Origin of the sequence: Mesorhizobium sp. M1329 (assembly GCF_040318035.1) — a bacterium.
In the GTDB taxonomy this organism is placed as follows: Bacteria; Pseudomonadota; Alphaproteobacteria; order Rhizobiales; family Rhizobiaceae; genus Mesorhizobium.
Genome location: NZ_JAMYLN010000032.1, coordinates 1 through 16,179 on the forward strand (window position 1 = coordinate 1; position 16,179 = coordinate 16,179).

15 protein-coding genes and 1 tRNA gene are annotated in these 16,179 nt (G+C 63.2%); 2 read left to right on the top strand and 14 right to left on the bottom strand.

Annotated features, from left to right (window positions below; translation table 11 throughout):
* Nucleotides 1-62: 62 nt before the first annotated feature.
* The 10 genes from NKH21_RS25965 to NKH21_RS26010 form a co-directional block, all read right to left on the bottom strand.
* Nucleotides 63-1,703 carry a DUF6538 domain-containing protein gene (locus tag NKH21_RS25965; RefSeq protein WP_352868358.1) on the bottom strand — a complete coding sequence of 547 codons (1,641 nt, stop codon included), beginning with the start codon at nucleotides 1,701-1,703 and terminating at the stop codon, nucleotides 63-65.
* A 98-nt stretch (nucleotides 1,704-1,801) separates the two neighbouring features.
* Nucleotides 1,802-1,886 (bottom strand) — tRNA-Leu (locus NKH21_RS25970).
* A 73-nt stretch (nucleotides 1,887-1,959) separates the two neighbouring features.
* On the bottom strand, nucleotides 1,960-2,580 hold the full coding sequence (locus NKH21_RS25975) for a 2,3-bisphosphoglycerate-dependent phosphoglycerate mutase (RefSeq protein WP_352665208.1): 621 nt from the start codon (nucleotides 2,578-2,580) through the stop codon (nucleotides 1,960-1,962).
* A 55-nt stretch (nucleotides 2,581-2,635) separates the two neighbouring features.
* Nucleotides 2,636-3,484: a 4-hydroxy-tetrahydrodipicolinate reductase gene (gene dapB / locus NKH21_RS25980; protein WP_502903395.1), complete on the bottom strand. Its 849-nt coding sequence runs from the start codon at nucleotides 3,482-3,484 to the stop codon at nucleotides 2,636-2,638.
* Nucleotides 3,481-5,340, bottom strand: coding sequence for an ABC transporter ATP-binding protein (locus NKH21_RS25985; protein ID WP_352868361.1), 1,860 nt, complete (start codon nucleotides 5,338-5,340; stop codon nucleotides 3,481-3,483). Before NKH21_RS25985 ends, dapB begins: the two co-directional genes overlap by 4 nt.
* 120 nt (nucleotides 5,341-5,460) lie before the next feature.
* A complete protein-coding gene (locus NKH21_RS25990; RefSeq protein ID WP_352868363.1) occupies nucleotides 5,461-6,486 on the bottom strand; it encodes a glucokinase in 1,026 nt (341 codons plus the stop codon).
* A gap of 121 nt (nucleotides 6,487-6,607) precedes the next feature.
* Nucleotides 6,608-7,699, bottom strand: a complete 1,092-nt coding sequence (mepA, locus tag NKH21_RS25995) for a penicillin-insensitive murein endopeptidase (RefSeq protein WP_352868366.1) — start codon at nucleotides 7,697-7,699, stop codon at nucleotides 6,608-6,610.
* 56 nt (nucleotides 7,700-7,755) lie between these two features.
* The gene (locus NKH21_RS26000; protein ID WP_352868368.1) at nucleotides 7,756-8,664 is read right to left on the bottom strand and encodes an SDR family oxidoreductase; all 909 of its coding nucleotides are present in this window, start codon (nucleotides 8,662-8,664) and stop codon (nucleotides 7,756-7,758) included.
* Nucleotides 8,661-9,821, bottom strand: a complete 1,161-nt coding sequence (gene queG / locus NKH21_RS26005) for a tRNA epoxyqueuosine(34) reductase QueG (RefSeq protein ID WP_352868370.1) — start codon at nucleotides 9,819-9,821, stop codon at nucleotides 8,661-8,663. The genes NKH21_RS26000 and queG overlap by 4 nt, the downstream gene beginning before the upstream one ends.
* Entirely contained in the window at nucleotides 9,802-10,494 is a 693-nt protein-coding gene (locus tag NKH21_RS26010) for a glutathione S-transferase family protein (RefSeq protein WP_023678968.1), read from the bottom strand. Before NKH21_RS26010 ends, queG begins: the two co-directional genes overlap by 20 nt.
* 161 nt (nucleotides 10,495-10,655) lie before the next feature.
* On the opposite strand from NKH21_RS26010, the gene NKH21_RS26015 reads away from it, so the two are divergent.
* Entirely contained in the window at nucleotides 10,656-11,462 is an 807-nt protein-coding gene (locus NKH21_RS26015; protein WP_352868373.1) for an undecaprenyl-diphosphate phosphatase, read from the top strand.
* 94 nt (nucleotides 11,463-11,556) lie between these two features.
* Nucleotides 11,557-12,807, top strand: a complete 1,251-nt coding sequence (locus tag NKH21_RS26020) for a flavin-containing monooxygenase (RefSeq protein WP_352868376.1) — start codon at nucleotides 11,557-11,559, stop codon at nucleotides 12,805-12,807.
* Between the two features lie 299 nt (nucleotides 12,808-13,106).
* Here the strand turns inward: NKH21_RS26020 and NKH21_RS32865 are convergent, their stop codons facing one another.
* The 4 genes from NKH21_RS32865 to rsmI all read right to left on the bottom strand — a co-directional run bounded on the left by NKH21_RS32865 (nucleotide 13,107) and on the right by rsmI (nucleotide 16,024).
* On the bottom strand, nucleotides 13,107-13,343 hold the full coding sequence (locus tag NKH21_RS32865; RefSeq protein ID WP_502903396.1) for a metallothionein: 237 nt from the start codon (nucleotides 13,341-13,343) through the stop codon (nucleotides 13,107-13,109).
* An 83-nt stretch (nucleotides 13,344-13,426) separates the two neighbouring features.
* Nucleotides 13,427-14,776 (bottom strand): complex I NDUFA9 subunit family protein, encoded by a 1,350-nt coding sequence (locus NKH21_RS26025; RefSeq protein WP_352868379.1) that lies wholly within the window; start codon nucleotides 14,774-14,776, stop codon nucleotides 13,427-13,429.
* Nucleotides 14,728-15,105 (bottom strand): YraN family protein, encoded by a 378-nt coding sequence (locus NKH21_RS26030; protein ID WP_352469370.1) that lies wholly within the window; start codon nucleotides 15,103-15,105, stop codon nucleotides 14,728-14,730. Before NKH21_RS26030 ends, NKH21_RS26025 begins: the two co-directional genes overlap by 49 nt.
* Nucleotides 15,098-16,024, bottom strand: a complete 927-nt coding sequence (gene rsmI, locus NKH21_RS26035) for a 16S rRNA (cytidine(1402)-2'-O)-methyltransferase (protein WP_352665196.1) — start codon at nucleotides 16,022-16,024, stop codon at nucleotides 15,098-15,100. Before rsmI ends, NKH21_RS26030 begins: the two co-directional genes overlap by 8 nt.
* Nucleotides 16,025-16,179 lie beyond the last annotated feature (155 nt).

Sequence of the window (16,179 nt, forward strand, 5' to 3'; positions counted from 1 at the left end):
AGAGAAGCGGCTGCGTTTCATGTCCTGGTCCTCTCGATGGCCAGAACGAACTTCAAACCGGATTAGATCAGAGGGGCAAGGTCATCGGCAACCGTCCTGGCTGCCTGACCCTGGATCGCATCTAAAATGCGGGGAGGGATTCCGGCTTCCATGCCAATTGTTTTGAAGCGATGACGCCAACCGTGGTTGGGAGCAACATTCGGATCTGACACAAAGGTGCGCCCGAACTCAGCGAGCCGATTTTTCAAGCCACGCAAAGCCCCTCGGACGTTTTCAGACGGGTCGACATTTAAAAAGAGGTGGCCGCTTGCCGCCTTTTGTACAAAAGCAGGGAATCCTAGGTCGATCACCTGCTGGTGAAGAGGGACCTCCCGGGCTTCATTGGTTTTGACCGTTCCAGCTTCAGGGGTGATCCGAATTACCCAGACGTCGCCACGTAACGACACATCCTGTTTTCGTAACTGGGCTAGTTCGCCGACGCGAGCTCCGGTGAATGCGCACAACCATGGTATCCAACGCTTGGCCGCAAATGTCTTCGGATTCTCCCGCCCTCGCTGATGAGATAGCGCGCCAGAAAGGATCGTTTTGGCCTCTTCATCAGAAAAGCCCTTCGATCGATGGCGAGCAGGTTTTCCGACCTTTAAGGTCACACCGACAGCCGGGTTGTGAGCGACGAGTCCGTTGGCGACCCCCCAGCCGAAGACGACTTTCAGAGCCGAGAGATTGCTATCCTTAACCGTCTTGGCGGAAACCATCTTTCCCGTTTTCGGCGACGGTGTGCTCAGTCGGTGGTCTTTGAACGCGATCACGTCCTTGCTCGTAACTTTCGATGCCTCGTTGTGCTCGAGAAATCGAACGAGATAGGCAAAAGAGTCCCTGTAGCTTTCATATGTGCTCGGTTTTTTGCCCGCTGCTTTGCTTTCCTTCCACCAACCGTCCACGAGCCCCGTCAAAGTCGCTGCGTCGGAGCTCTCCTTTGCAGCCGCCGTGTTAGGCGAGCGACTGACGGCTGGCTGAGTATCTGCCAAACCCTGAAGCCACCCGGGCTCCGCGCTTGGCTCAAACTCCCCGCGTTCAAGCCTTTGCAGCGTCAAGCTAGCTCTCTGGAGAGCAGCACCTACCGCACGTGCAGTTTTTTGAATGCTCCATGGATCGTCACTGAAGCCATTCTTATCGAGGATGTCCTCCGCCCTGCTTACGCATCCGGCCCGCATCGACTTCCAAAAGACATTCTCGATCGGCATAGTCCCCGGAATGGGATCAGCGATGCCTTCCACTCCTGCAACGGGATCGGTTGACGGCAACGGGTACTTTTTCCACATGCCCTCGTACAGTTCGGTGTGCCAGTGGAGCTGTTCACTCGGATTGTCATAGAATTTTGCAAGCCACTCATCGTGCACCGCCGCGGCAAAGACGTGTGCCTCCCGGTCCGTGATGAGGCGCGGTGCGAGCGCATCTACACCAGCAGCGGCAAGACGACCTATGCTGCTTCCATTGACCGAATGATTTCCGAGCCGAAGTTGAGCCCACTCGCGCTCAAATTCCGCAAGGACCTCTGCATATTTTCGCTTAGCCTCTTCGGGGTCTTTCGTTCCAAGGGTCTTGTTGACCTCTCGGCGGCCAGTCAACGCAGCGATGTCGGCTGGTACGCGCTTGCGAAACCAGTATACGCCGGTCTTACGGTGTTTGACAGGACGGCTCATAGCTAGGACCATGTGTAACACCTGTGTGTAGCACTCGGGTAGCCCTAAGCCTATAATTTTGCTGACTTTTCAGCTGCACCAACCAGTTAAAGGGTTGATGGTGCCCAGAAGAGGACTCGAACCTCCACTCCTTGCGGAACACGGACCTGAACCGTGCGCGTCTACCAATTCCGCCATCTGGGCTGGTGCGCGCTCATTAAGCGGGCGAGGGATGAGTGTCAACGCGCTTTTTTGAAAGCCGCGTTGCTTCTCCGCTTCAGCCCTCCAGCACTTCCTTCGATGCCACCGTGGAATCGGCGTTGAGCGTGTAGATGACCGGCACGCCGGTGCCGAGTTCGAGCTTGACGATCTCCTCGCCCGATTTGCCGTCCAGCGCCATGATCAGCGCGCGCAGCGAATTGCCGTGCGCCGCCACCAGCACGGTGCCGCCGCGCAGCACATACGGCTGCAGATCGTGCAGGTAATAGGGCCAGACGCGCGCGCCGGTATCCTTCAGGCTTTCCCCGCCGGGCGGCGCCACGTCGTAGGAGCGGCGCCATATATGCACCTGCTCCTCGCCCCATTTCTTGCGCGCATCATCCTTGTTGAGGCCGGAGAGATCGCCATAGTCGCGCTCGTTCAGCGCCTGGTCGCGAATGGTCTCGAGGTCGCTCTGGCCGACGGCGTCGAGAATATGCTGGCAGGTCTTCTGCGCCCGGATCAGCGACGACGTGAAGGCGATATCGAATTTCATGCCGCGCGCCCTGAGCTTGGCGCCGGCTTGCTTGGCCTCGGCATGGCCCAATTCGGTCAGGTCGACGTCGCGCCAGCCGGTAAAAAGGTTCTTCAGGTTCCATTCGCTCTGGCCGTGGCGCACGAGCACGAGAGTTCTCGACATATTTGCTCCTTCAAATTTTGTGGATCAAATCTTGTGGATCAGCCAATTCTGTTGATCAGATTGTCAGGCCGAGTACGTCCCGCATCGAATAGAGGCCCGGCTTGCGGCCGCGCGCCCACAGGGCTGCCTTGACCGCGCCACGGGCAAAGATCGCTCGGTCCTCGGCATGATGGGCAAGCGTGATGCGCTCGCCGGTACCGGCCAGCACCACACTGTGGTCGCCGACCACCGAGCCGCCACGCAAGCTGGCGAAACCGATCGAGCCGCTCTTGCGCACGCCGGTGTGGCCGTCGCGCACGCGAACATCGTTGCCGGCAAGTGCTACGCCGCGCCCGGCAGCGGCGGCTTCGCCGAGCAGCAGCGCAGTGCCCGACGGCGCATCGACCTTGTGCCGGTGGTGCATTTCCAGGATCTCGATGTCGAAATCGTCGGCGTCGAGCGCGCGCGCGGCCTGCTCAACCAGCACCGCCAGCAGATTGACGCCGAGGCTCATATTGCCTGACTTGACGATCGTCGCGTGCCGCGCCGCCGCCGCGATCTTGGCATTGTCTTCGGCCGAGCAGCCGGTGGTGCCGATGATATGGGCGATGCGCGCCTGCGCGGCATAGCCGGCGAATTCGACCGTCGCTGCCGGCGTGGTGAAATCGAGCACGCCGTCGGCCTTGGCGAAGGCCGGCAGCGGATCGTCGCCGATCGCCACCTCGAGCCTGCCGACGCCGGCCAGCTCGCCGGCATCCTTGCCGATATGGGGCGAACCGGCCCGCTCGATCGCGCCGGCGACACGCGCGCCCGGTATCGTGTGGATGGCGCGGATCAGCGCCTGGCCCATACGGCCGGCCGCACCCACCACCACCAGGCCCATTTCCTCCGTTTCATTGATGTTGGCGGTCGGCGTGTCACTCATGAATGTCTCCCGGCCGCCTTTTTCGCGCGACCATTTTGCGCCGCAGTCTGGATTGGCTTGGCGTCATCGACAAGCCCCAGCCCTTTCCTGCCTTGCACCCGGTGGAACCGCGCATAGACGCTGCGCGGGTCGGCCATCAGCGAGGCATGCGTACCCTGTTCGACCAGCCGGCCCTGCTCCAGCACGATGATATGGTCGGCATTGACCACCGTCGACAGCCGGTGCGCGATGACGATGGTGGTGCGCCCTTCCATGACATGGGTCAGCGCTTCCTGGACGCGGGCCTCGGCCTCGTTGTCGAGCGCCGAGGTGGCTTCATCGAGCAGCAGGATCGGCGCCTGCCGCACGATAGCGCGTGCAATCGATACGCGCTGGCGCTGGCCGCCCGACAGCGTCACGCCGTTCTCGCCGACGGGCGTGTCGTAGCCTTGCGGCTGCTGGCGGATGAAATCGTCTGCCGCGGCCTGTTGCGCGGCGCGTTCAATCTCGGCGTCGGTCGCGCTCAGTCGCCCGTAGCGGATGTTGTCGCGGATGGTGCCTTCGAACAGATAGGGCTGCTGCGAAACATAGGCGATCGAGCCGCGCAGCGAATGCTTGGTGATCTTTGAAATGTCCTGGCCGTCGATTTCGATGCTGCCCGACTCGACGTCGTAGAAGCGCTGCAGCAGCGCAACCAGAGTCGTGTTGCCGGCGCCCGCGGCGCCGACGATCGCGGTCACCTTGCCGGCGGCGGCGACAAAGCTCAGGTCCTGGAGGACCGGCGCCTCTTCGACATAGCGGAAGGACACATTGTTGAAGCGCACTTCGCCAAAGGTGAATTTTGCCTCGGCGGCTCCCGGCACGTCACCCTGCTGCGGCTCGAGGTCGAGAAGCTCGTAGATCATGCGCGCATTGACCAGCGACTTCTCCATGCCGACCTGCATACGCGCCAGTCGCCTGGCCGGGTCATAGGCAAGCAGCAGGGCGGTGATGAAGGCAAACACCGCGCCCGGCGGCTGGCCGCCGACGGTCGCCCGGTAGCCAGAATAGGCGATGACGCCGGCGACGGCGAAGCCGGCCAGCATTTCGGAGATCGGCGTCAGCCGTTCCGAGACGCGGGCGATCTTGTTTGCCCGCTGCTCGGCGCCCGCGACGAGGCCGCCGATGCGGCGCGACAGTTCGTCTTCCAGGGTGAAGGCCTTGACGATAGCGATGCCTTGCGTCGCTTCCTGCATGGCGCCGATCAGCCGCGAGTTGATCTGCACCGATTCACGGGTGATGCGACGCACCCGGCGCATCAGATAGGTGACACTGTAGATCAAAGGCGGGCCGATCAGCAGCGACATCGCCGAGAGCATCGGGTCCTGCCAGATCATGACGCCGACCAGCGCGACAAGCGATACGGCATCGCGCGCCAGCGATGTCAGCGTCATCGACAGGAGATCGCGGATGCCGTTGACGTTCTCGTTGATCTGTGCGGCGAGCCGGCCCGAGCGGGTGTCGTTGAAGAAGCTGACGCCGAGCTTCATCAGGTGGTCGAAGATGCGGCGTTGATAGCGCGCCACCAGATTGTTGCCGATTTTGGCCAGCGTCACTGCCTGGCCGTAGCTGGCCAGCCCGCGCAGCATGAAGGCGGCCAGGATCGACACGCTGATCAGCGCGATAAGATCGCCGCGCTGTTGGTAGAATATCTGATCGATGACATCCTTCATGATCCAGGCTGTGAAGGCGGTCGTTGCCGCGATCGTCACCAGGCACAGCACGGCAAGAGCATAGTACCAGCGATAATCGCGGCTGTTCTCGGCGATGATGCGGCGGATCACTGCCACGATCTCGCTGGGACGGACTTTCCCTTTGGTTGGTGCTGGAATTGTCAAAGTTGGAGCGCTTTGTGGTTTCGGTTCGGCCGGGCTGCAATTCGGCAACCTCTTAACGCCCCAATGGCGGCTTGCCTATGGCCGGGGACGGCGAAACTTCGTCGCGGCGCAGCTTATGTCCTAGACCCGCCAGCGCCGCCCCGCCGTCTGCACGCCGAACAGCGACGGATTTCTGGCATAGGCGGCCAGCCCTAAAAGCGCCGCCAGCGGATGGGTGATGACGTAGACCGGCATGCTGCGCATCAGGGCGCTGTGCGGCGCCTTATCCTCGAAGGCGGCGCGGAAACTGCCGGTGCGCAGCGCCGGCAGGATTTTTTGCGCGATGCCGCCGGTGAGAAACACGCCGCCGCGGCTCATGAACACCAGAGCGAGGTCGCCGGCGGTGCGCCCCAGGCAGGTGACGAAGATCGACAGCGCCTCTTCGGCCACCGGATCGTTCTTTGCCAGCGCCGCGGCGGTGACCTCGGCGGGCGTGGTGAAGGGCGACGGCTTGCCGTCCGCCTTGGCCACCGCCCGGTAGGCATTGACCAGGCCGCGCCCTGACAGGATCTGTTCGCCGGAGATGCGGCCCTCGAGCTTCTCGATATGCGGAAACACCTGGAAATCGCGCGGCGAGCGCGGGCCGATATCCATATGGCCGCCCTCGCCGGGCACCGGTATCCAGTGATGCAGCGCATAAACCAGCCCGGCGACGCCGAGCCCGGTTCCCGGGCCGAGCACTACCCGCCCGGAATTCGGTTCCGGCGCGTCGCCGCCGATCTGCTCCATATGCTCTTCGCCGAGCGCGACGACAGCCAGCGCCTGTGCCTCGAAGTCGTTGAGCACCACGACGTCGCTGAGACCGAGACTGGCGAACATCTGTCTCGGCTTGACGATCCATGGGCAATTGGTAAGCGGGATCTCGTCGCTTTCGACAGGACCGGCTACCGCCAGCACAGCTGAATTCGGCCGGACCGACGAGCGGTCGAGCACGGCCGACTGGATCGCCTCGTCGATCGTATTGAAGTTGGCGGTCTGCACGATCGTCGGCTCGCCGGCTTCGGAATTCGCGTCGAGCACGATCGAGAAGCGCGCATTGGTGCCGCCTATGTCGCCGATCAGGATCGGAAATCGCAACAGAGTGTCGTCGTCGCTTACGCCTGGCATGCTCTCGTCCGCTCCCGACGCGTATCGCCGGTCTCTCGTTGACTAGCGCATGACCGCAAAAAGGGAAATCGGTTTTCGAAGTGGAGATGCACGGATGCAGACAGCGAACACGCTGTTCGCATCAGTGCCCCGGTCGTGGCCGCGGCAGCGGAATGCCGATCTCGGGGGTCGCCACAAAGGCGCTCGCCGAGGCTGGAAGCGCTGCCGCGCCGGCTGCGACCGTCGGCGGTGGCGAAGGCTCTGCCGCGGGAGCAGGTGCGGCCGCGATCGGTACGCCGTCGCCATAGTAGGTGACTGCTTCCGCCGAGGCCGGAGCCGGCGCGTCGAGCACGAACTGGCATTGCCTGGGCAGGTTCGCCATCGTCATCACGTCGCGTGCCTTCGGCTTGTCCGGATTCTTGTTGGGGCGCCACGGCTCCTCGGTGAACCACCAGGCCAGCGCCTGGTCGCAGCCATCGCCCGGCGCCGTCGCTTCCTGCGCCTTGCAGTCGGGTGACCGAGGCTGGCAGCCGATGCGAATATGGAAGTGGTAATCGTGGCCCCAGAACGGCCTGACCTTGCGCAACCAGCTGCGGTCGCCTTTGACCGTATCGCAGAGCTTCTTCTTGATCCCTGGATTGACCAGGATGCGCTCTACTTCGGGATAGCTCGCGGCGCGCCTCAACAGCCGCGTATGCATCGGCGTCCACAGCCCGTCCTTCACCAGGTGGGTTTTTTCATCGACCATCAAGGTAGCGCTGATGTTTTCGCGCTCTTCGGTAGAAAGCTTGCGGTCGGGCATCGGCGTCAGCCAGATGTCGGCGTCGAGGCCGATCTGGTGCGAGGCATGGCCGGTCAGCATCGGTCCGCCGCGCGGTTGCGAGATGTCGCCGATCAGCAGGCCCGGCCAGCCGTCGGCCGCAGCATCGCGTGATAGTTTCTCGATTAGCGCGATCATTGCCGGATGGCCCCAGCGGCGGTTGCGTGACGGTCGCATCACCTCCCAGTGCCGGCCGTCCATGGGCAGGGCGACGCCGCCGGAAAAACAGCCTTTGGAATAAAAGCCGATCGATTGCGCTGCTGCGAGTGCCGGCAGCTTTTTGGCGCCGAACAGGTCCTTTGCCCGTTGCTCGGCGCTCGCCGTCTGCGCGGCAAGCGTCAAGCCGGCGACGGCCAGTGCTGCCGTCAGCAGCAGTGTTTTTCCCCGCAAGGCTCGCGTTAACGTCTTCCCCAAGCTGGACCCCTCCGCGATTTGAACCGCATCATACCACGGCCCGCGCTACGTATCGATCATGACCGTTTCATCGGGCTGCGCGCCTCGCCGTCGCGCCAGCCGCCACTCGCCCACATGGCGTCGAGCGCCGAGCGGTAGTCGGGGAAGCGAAAGCCATAGCCGGCCGCCTTGATCGCCGCGTTGGCGACACGCTTGTTCTCGCCATAGAAGGACCGCGCCATGGGCGAAAGTTGGGCGGTCTCGAACGGAATTTCGGGCGGCGGCTCGATGCCCATCAATCGGGCGGCATAGGCGACGACGTCCTGCGGCGGCGCCGGCAGGTCGTCGGTGACGTTGAAGACGCCGCCGCGATTGCCTTCGGCGAGATGCCAGAGAGCGCCGGCAATATCGTCGCAATGGATGCGGTTGAACACCTGGCCCGGCTTGACCAGTCGCCGGGCGGTGCCGTTTTCCAGATTGACCAGGGCGTTGCGGCCTGGCCCATAAATGCCGGAAAGCCGCAGGATCGCCACCGGCCGGCCGGTGTCGTGGCCCAGTCTCAGCCAATACTGCTCGGCGGCAACCCTCATCACTGATCGCTTCGACACTGGCCGGCATTCGGCGGCCTCGTCCACCCAATTGCCGCTATGGTCGCCATAGACGCCGACGGTGGAGAGATAGGCGATCCATTTGAGCTCCGGCATGTTGGCCACCATCACCGCGCGTGCCGCGCCCAGCACCGGGTCGCCGGTCTCGTCCGGCGCGACCGAGACGACGAGATGGGTTGTCTTCCCAAGCGCATCGCCGATTTCGGAGGTCAGCGTGCCATCGAAACGCAGCGGCACGATACCGGCTTGCCGCAGCGTCGCGAATTTTTCCAGCGACCGTGTTGTACCGAAGATCGTTGTATCGGCATCCCTGTTGGCGCGGGCGAAGGCCTTGCCCGAATAACCAGCGCCGAAGATGAAAATCTGCTTTTTGGTCATGTATGCGCCTCGATCGGCATTGGCAGGGCCAGAAGCCATTCGCCTCTCACCGCCTCGTCATCTTCTGCTTGCAACGCGGCTGCGGCACGTTCGGCAAACTCCCGACCCGGAACCAGCCGCGACAACGCCCATACCGCAGCTCCGCGAACCAGGGGCGAGGCGTCGTCGAGCAGCGCGCGGACGGCGCCGGCAAGCGACAAATCCTGAGAATTGCCGGCGGCGATCAGCACGTTGCGTATAAAACGGGCGCGGCCGATGCGCTTGACCGGCGAGCCCGAAAAAAGCACGCGGAAGGCAGCGTCGTCGAGGCGCAGCAGCTCGGCGAGCGGCGGTTCGCGCAAGTCCGCGCGGGCGGCAAGCTTTGCCTCCGAAGCGGCTTGGGCGAACTTGTTCCACGGGCAGGCGGCCAGGCAGTCGTCGCAGCCATAGATACGGTTGCCGATCTTTTCCCGGAACTCATGTGGGATCGGTCCTTTGTTCTCGATAGTGAGGTATGAAATGCAGCGCCGCGCATCGAGCCGGTAAGGCGCCGGAAAGGCGTCCGTCGGGCAGGCATCGAGACAGGCCCGGCAGGAGCCGCAATGATCGTCCTCAGGCGCGTCCGGCACCAGTTCGGCCGTCGTGAAGATAGTGCCGAGGAACAGCCAGGAACCATGCGCGCGGCTGACCAGGTTGGTGTGCTTGCCTTGCCAGCCGAGGCCGGCCGCCTCGGCCAGCGGCTTTTCCATCACCGGCGCGGTGTCGACGAACACTTTCACGTCACCGCCGGCGCGCGCCACGATCTTGCCGGCGATCTCCTTCAGCCGGCCTTTCATCACATCATGGTAGTCGCGGTTCTGCGCATAGGCCGAGATCGCGCCGCGGTCGCGCTTTCTCAGGATATCGCGTGGGTCGTGGTCGGGGCCGTAATTCATCGCCAGCACGATGATCGAGCGGACCTCTGGCCAAAGCGTCGTCGGGTTGCCTCGCCGCTCGAGCGTTTCGGCAATCCAGCCCATCGAGCCGTGAAAGCCGTCGGCAACGAATTCGGCCAGCCGTTCCGGCGCCTGCGGAATCGCATCGGGCGTGGTGACGGCAACGGCGTCGAAGCCGGCATTCCGCGCCTCGCGGTCGATCAGCGCGCGCAGCTTTGCCGTATCAGAAATCGAGGTCCGCATAATGTGACACCGGCGACAGGCCACGCACCCGGTCGGACAGAAGCGGCCGGAACGAAGGCCGTGATTTCACCCTTGTATACCATTCGCGCGCAGCGCTGTGTTCGCGCCAGTCGATCTCGCCGAGATAGTCGAGCACCGATAGTGCCGCCGCCGCCGCGAGATCGGCATAGGTGACCTTGTTGCCGGCCAGCCAATGACGGGTGCCGGCCAGCCAGTTGGTGTATTTCATGTGCTGGCGGATATTGGCGCGGGCGGCGCGGATCGCCGCCGAATCGGGCGAGCCGCCGCCGGCCGTTTCCGGCATGACCGGCTTCAGGACGCGTTCGCGCACCAGATGCCGGGTAACCTCGCTTTCCGCCTTGTTGAGGTACCAGTCGGTCAGCCGGCGGATTTCGGCGCGCTCCATCGGATCCTCGGCGAACAGCCGCTTGTCGCGCTTGAGTACGCCGCGCGTCTCGTCGAGATATTCGGCAATGACTACTGCGCCGACGATCGGCACGTCGCCTTCGGCAAGCAGGATCGGAAGCGTGCCGGCCGGGTTTAGCGCCAGGAACTCCTTGCGCCGCGTCCACGGCTTCTCTTCGATCAGCGCCAGTTCCTCGCCATACTCGCCAAAGGCGAGGCGGACGAAGCGGCAGCTGGCGAACATCGGATGGTGGAAAAGCGTCAGCATGGTCCCGCGATAATAGAGCGCACTGGCAAATCGCCGGCTGCGCCGGTAAGTCTTGGCCGCCCGATTCAGGGGCTGTCAGGGTGCTGCGACCTATAGGGGGACTTCCGCGCCGTGACAAGCAAGCCGTTTTCTCAAGCCCTCCCTCCAACGCCGAGGTTGCCATGGAAAGCCAGACTGTCGTTGAAGCGCTGCTGCTCGGCATGCTCGAGGGCCTGACCGAGTTTATTCCGGTGTCTTCGACCGGTCATATCCTGCTCGCCGGCCATTTCCTCGGCTTTCATTCGACCGGCAAGGCCTTCGAAATCCTGATCCAGCTCGGCGCCATATTGGCGATCCTCAGCGTCTACTTCCGCCGTCTCTGGAAAATGCTGCTCGAGCTGCCCTATGACCGGCTGACGCGGCATTTCGTCCTTGGCATCCTTATCGCATTCCTGCCGGCGGCAATCATAGGCGCGCTGGCGCATGATTTCATCAAGACGGTGCTGTTCGAATCACCGCGGCTGATCTGCATCATGCTGATCATCGGCGGCGTCATCCTGCTGCTGGTCGATCGCATGAAGCCGAAGCCGTATTACCACGATGTCGAGCGGTTCCCGACCAGGCTTTATCTGCAGATCGGGCTGTTTCAGTGCTTGTCGCTGATCCCCGGCACGTCGCGCTCGGGCTCGACGATCGTCGGCGCGCTGCTGCTCGGCGTCGACAAGCGGGCGGCGGCGGAATTCTCCTTCTTCCTTGCCATCCCGACGATGGTCGGCGCCTTCGCCTTCGACCTGTTCAAGAACCGCAATGTGCTGAGCAGCGCCGACCTGCCCATCATCGCCGTCGGCTTCGTCGCCGCCTTCGTCACCGCGCTAATCGTCGTGCGGTTCCTGCTCGACTACGTCTCGCGCCATGGCTATGCGCTGTTCGGCTGGTGGCGGCTGGTCGTCGGCATCGTCGGCCTGACGGGGCTGGTAATCTGGGGGTGAGCCGGCGCGGATAGCGCAATCCCAGCCGGAACTCTATTCTTGCCCCACGCCGAGCCATACGATCTTGTGGACGTATGGTTGGCAGGGGGAAAGCATGAGCGAAGTTCTTGACGCCCTCGTTATTGGCGCCGGTCCGGCGGGGCTCGGCGTCAGCTATTTCTTGAAACGGCAGGGCCGCGACCACCGCGTGCTCGATCGAGGCCGGATCGGCGAGACGTGGCGAACGCAGCGGTGGAACTCGTTTCGACTGAATTCGCCCACCATTCGCTCCATCTTACCCGGTGATTCCTACGAGGGGCCCGAGCCCTGGGGCGCGATAACCCACCGCGAGTTTGTCGCGTATCTCGAAGGCTATGCCGAGCGGCACCGCCTGCCGGTAAGCACCCAAACTCCGGTGCAAGAGCTGACGAGAGACGATGGGATCTTTCGCATCACCACGACGGACAGGGCATTTCTGGCGCGCAATGTGGTGATCGCTACTGGCGATCAAAACCGGCAGGTCCGGCCACCGGGGTCGACTGATTTGCCAACCGCAATTCGCCAAGTCGATTCCTCGGCTTATCGCAACCCGGCCGAGTTCGAGAGTGGCGCGGTGCTGGTGGTCGGCAGTGGCCAGTCGGGCGGCCAGATCGCCGAGGATCTGGCGCTGGCCGGACGTGTGGTCTTTTTGGCGACCAGCCGCAACGGCCGTTGGGTGCGGCGCTACCGCGGGGGCAACATACTTAAATGGTTGACGCTGTCCGGTTTTCTCGACGTCCCGCGCAAGGAACTCGTCCTTCCCTCCGGCAAGCTGCAGGCCCGCGCGCTGGTCGGCGCGACCCACACGATCAGCCTGCAATCGCTGAGCGCGCAGGGCGTGGTGCTGCTCGGCCGCTTCAGGGGTGTGGAGAACGGCAACCTCGTCTTCGGCGACGAGCTCGACGACCATATGCGATTTGCCGACGAGGTTTCGGCAGATGCCAAGCGCCTGGTTGACGAGTACATAGAGCGCGCCGGCCTCGATGCGCCACTGGCCGAGGACGATCCAGGCGAGACGATTGAACCGCGCTTGCCCGATCCGCCGATCCGCTCCCTCGACTGGACGGCGAGCGGCATCAGATCAGTGATCTGGTGCACGGGCTTCACCGGCGATTTCTCATGGGTTCGGCTTGCCGGCGCGCTTGATGCAGTCGGCCAGCCCGTCCACGAGGATGGCGTTGGCGCTGTTCCAGGTCTCTTTTTCGCCGGCCTTGATTTCGGATCGACGCGGAAGTCGGGCACCATACCGGCCATTCCAGAGGAGGCGGCCGCCGTCGTGGAGCGGCTTGTCCAAGCGGGAGCCGACTTGCCACGGAACGACGTCTAACCGAATCCGTCGAGCGCAGGTTGTTGAACATGACAGCTCTGGCGCGATCAAGACGACGCACGCTGCCTTTGTCGAAACGCACCGACAATTTTCTGTAGTCCGATTGGTGCGACAGCCAGAAATCGCCGGCACCTTCGATACGGCGCTTCGATTCGCAGCCGACTGCATCCATTGCCTCCATCAGCCTGCGGCGGCCTTGACCTCGGCTGGTCGTCGTTGGGCTGGCAGCACCGGCCATATGGGGTGAGCCGGCGCAGTCATTCGGAAATGCTCGCCCTGGAGACGCCAAAGGAGGTGCGTCAAGGCGCGCGATCGGTTAGCGCGTTCGCACCTTCCTCCGCGGCGCAATGTGCGCAGCAGTAGATGATGTCATCCTGTTCGACGCCATGTCCGATGATCCGGCATGCGCAGTGCGGACATATTGGAGCAAGTTTCTGGACCGCGCATTCGAAGCTGTCGAATGTGTAGGTCTCCTCGGCCATCGTCACTTTGAAAGCCTTGTCGTAGTCATTCCCGCATTGATCGCATCTGGCCATAGTCCTTTTCCTTCTTTCACTGGCTTCAAGCTCGACCAACCTGTCGCGCGGCGATAGGTTCCCGCCAGGATCAGGAGGCCGTCCTAAGGCGGAGACGAGCGCGAGCCTGCGCCACGGCGCTGTTCGATCGTGCGGATCACCTCGTCGATATCCCGCGGCTCGATGTCGAGTTCCTTCAGGCCCGGCGCGTCGATTGCTGCCACATTGTCCTGACGCATAAGATCGATCTGGTTACGCGTTATGGGGGCGGCCGGGAGGAGTTCCGCCACGCCAGCCAAGGCGTTCCATACCGCAAACGGCACCGGCATCAGCTTGACGTGCGTATCGAGCTGTCGGGCGATCTCCCGAAGCAGTTCCTTATAGGTATAGATACGCGGGCCACCGAATTCGAATGTGGTTGAACCCTTGTGGCTTCGGCCGTCGATCAGCCGGCTCACTGCTTCCGCGACGTCTGCCACATAGACCGGCTGAAGCCGTGTGCCCCCGTCGCCGAACAGCGGATAGACCGGCAGGAGGCGTATCATCCTCACAATGGTCGTGAGGAAAGCGTCGTCAGGTCCTGTCATGACGGCGGGACGCACAATGAAAGCGCCGGGAAATGCGCTTTCCACGGCAACTTCTCCGCGCCCACGTGCCCTTATGTAATTCGAATCCGATTGAGGATCGGAGCCGATCCCTGAAATCTGGACGAACTGGTCGACCCCGCCGTTGCGCGACGCGGCAGCGAGATCGGCCGCGGCTTTCACATGGACGCGTTCAAAGGTCTGGACGCCCTGCTCGACGTAAAGACTGACGGCATTCACGATCACCTGTGATCCGGTAATGGCCGACCCGATCGAGGATGTATCCAATATATCCGCCTCGACTGCTTCGGGCATCCTTGTAATCGGGGAAAAGACCAGCGCCACGCGAGCCGGATGGCGAGATACGGCACGGACCGTGAAACCCCTTTCCAGGAGCCGCTTCACGATCCTTCGCCCGAGAAAGCCGGTTCCGCCGAACACGGTGACGATCCGTTCCGGGTTGAGATCGTCAGGATCCATTTGCCTCGCCATCCCTTGTCCTCGCATAGCTGCCACGAGGACTGCCCTGGCCGGCATTTGAACCAGCCCGTCGAACATCAGGACGATTGGAGAACAACGCCGGAACGCTTTTGTTCCAGTCAGGTAGACAAACTGAACAATTGAGCGAACGCAGGTGAGCGCCGGCACATGATCGAGGGCTGCCGACGAAAAACCCCGAACGCCTCCTGCCGGACGTCCGCTTTGCGCGGCGCATCGAAGGTCAGCAAACGGCACGACTTCCTTGTTCCCATCGACGAGACGACAGGCAACATGATCTGAACCGGAGATCGCAGCAAAACCGGCCCCACTTCGGGAATAGCCTAGCTCCGCCCGTAGAAAACGTTCTCGACATGCACCGGCCAGCGCCACGGCAGCACCGCCACCATGTCGAAGCGCACCGATAATTTTCCGTAGTCGGATTGGCGCGACAGCCAGAAATCGGCGGCACCTTCGATGCGGCGCTCCGATTCGCGGCCGACTGCTTCCATTGCCTCCATCAGCGTGCGGCGCGCCTTGACCTCGACGATCAGTACCAGATCGCCGCGCCGCGCGATCAGGTCGATCTCGCCGAACCTGGTGCGGTGGCGGCGGGCCAAAATCCGATAGCCCTTCAGCATCAGCGCCGCTGCCGCCAGCCATTCACCGTGATGGCCGCGCCGGTAGGCCTTTTGCCGGCTGGCGCTCGGCCGTTCAGCCATCGCCGTCTCCGCCGGCTCCATCTCTTCCGGCATTCTTGAGGTCGAGCAGCCGCCGGTAGAGCGCCTGCTTCTGGCCACCCGTCATCTTGGCGGCTTCCGCCGCTGCCTTGGAGGCCGGCATCTCGGCGGCCAGCGAAAGCAGAAGCCGGTCGATGTCTTCAGGCTCATCAGCGACCGCATCGGCCGGGCCGACGCAAATAACGATTTCGCCTTTCGGCGTGTCTGCGGCGGCGTAGTGGCTGGCAAGCGACTGCAGGGTGCCGGTCCGCATCTCCTCGAAAGTCTTGGTCAGCTCGCGGCCGATCGCCGCCTTGCGGACACCGCCCAGTGCCTCGACCATGGCATTGAGCGTCTCGGCCAGCCGGCGCGGTGATTCGAAGAAGATCAACGTTGCCGGCACCGCCTTCAACGCTTCCAGCCGCGTCAGCCGCTGCCCGGTCTTCACCGGCAGGAAGCCGGCAAACAGAAAGGCATCCGAAGGCAGGCCGGATGCCGTCAAAGCGGCAAGTGCTGCTGATGGGCCGGGGATCGGCACGACACGAATGCCGCGTTCCAGCGCCTCGCCGACCAGCCGGTAGCCGGGGTCGGAGATGAGCGGCGTGCCGGCATCCGAGATCAGCGCCACGCTCTGCCCGGCCAGGAGTGCTGCGATCAGCTTCGGCCCGGCCTCGCCGGCATTGTGCTCGTGGTAGGCGGTGGTGCGGCGGCGGATGCCGTAGCGGTCGAGCAGCACGCGCGAAACACGTGTGTCCTCGCAGGCGACGATATCGGCGGCGGCGAGCGTTTCCAGTGCGCGAAGTGTGATGTCGGCAAGATTGCCGATCGGCGTCGCCACCAGATAGAGCGCCGGCTCGAGCGGCCGGGCGGCAATCTCGGTCTGCCCGACCACATAACTGCGTTTGGCCAATTCGCCGGTCACCTGCACAACTCCGTTCGACCCTGTTTGGCACGGCTCACGCTTGGTTGCAAAAGTCTGGGTTGCAACGGCCGGGGTTCCAAAAGGGATGCCGATGTGAACCGGCCGCCATGCCTTCGCCATAGTAGGGAACGAAACCGTTGCCGGCGAATTTTACC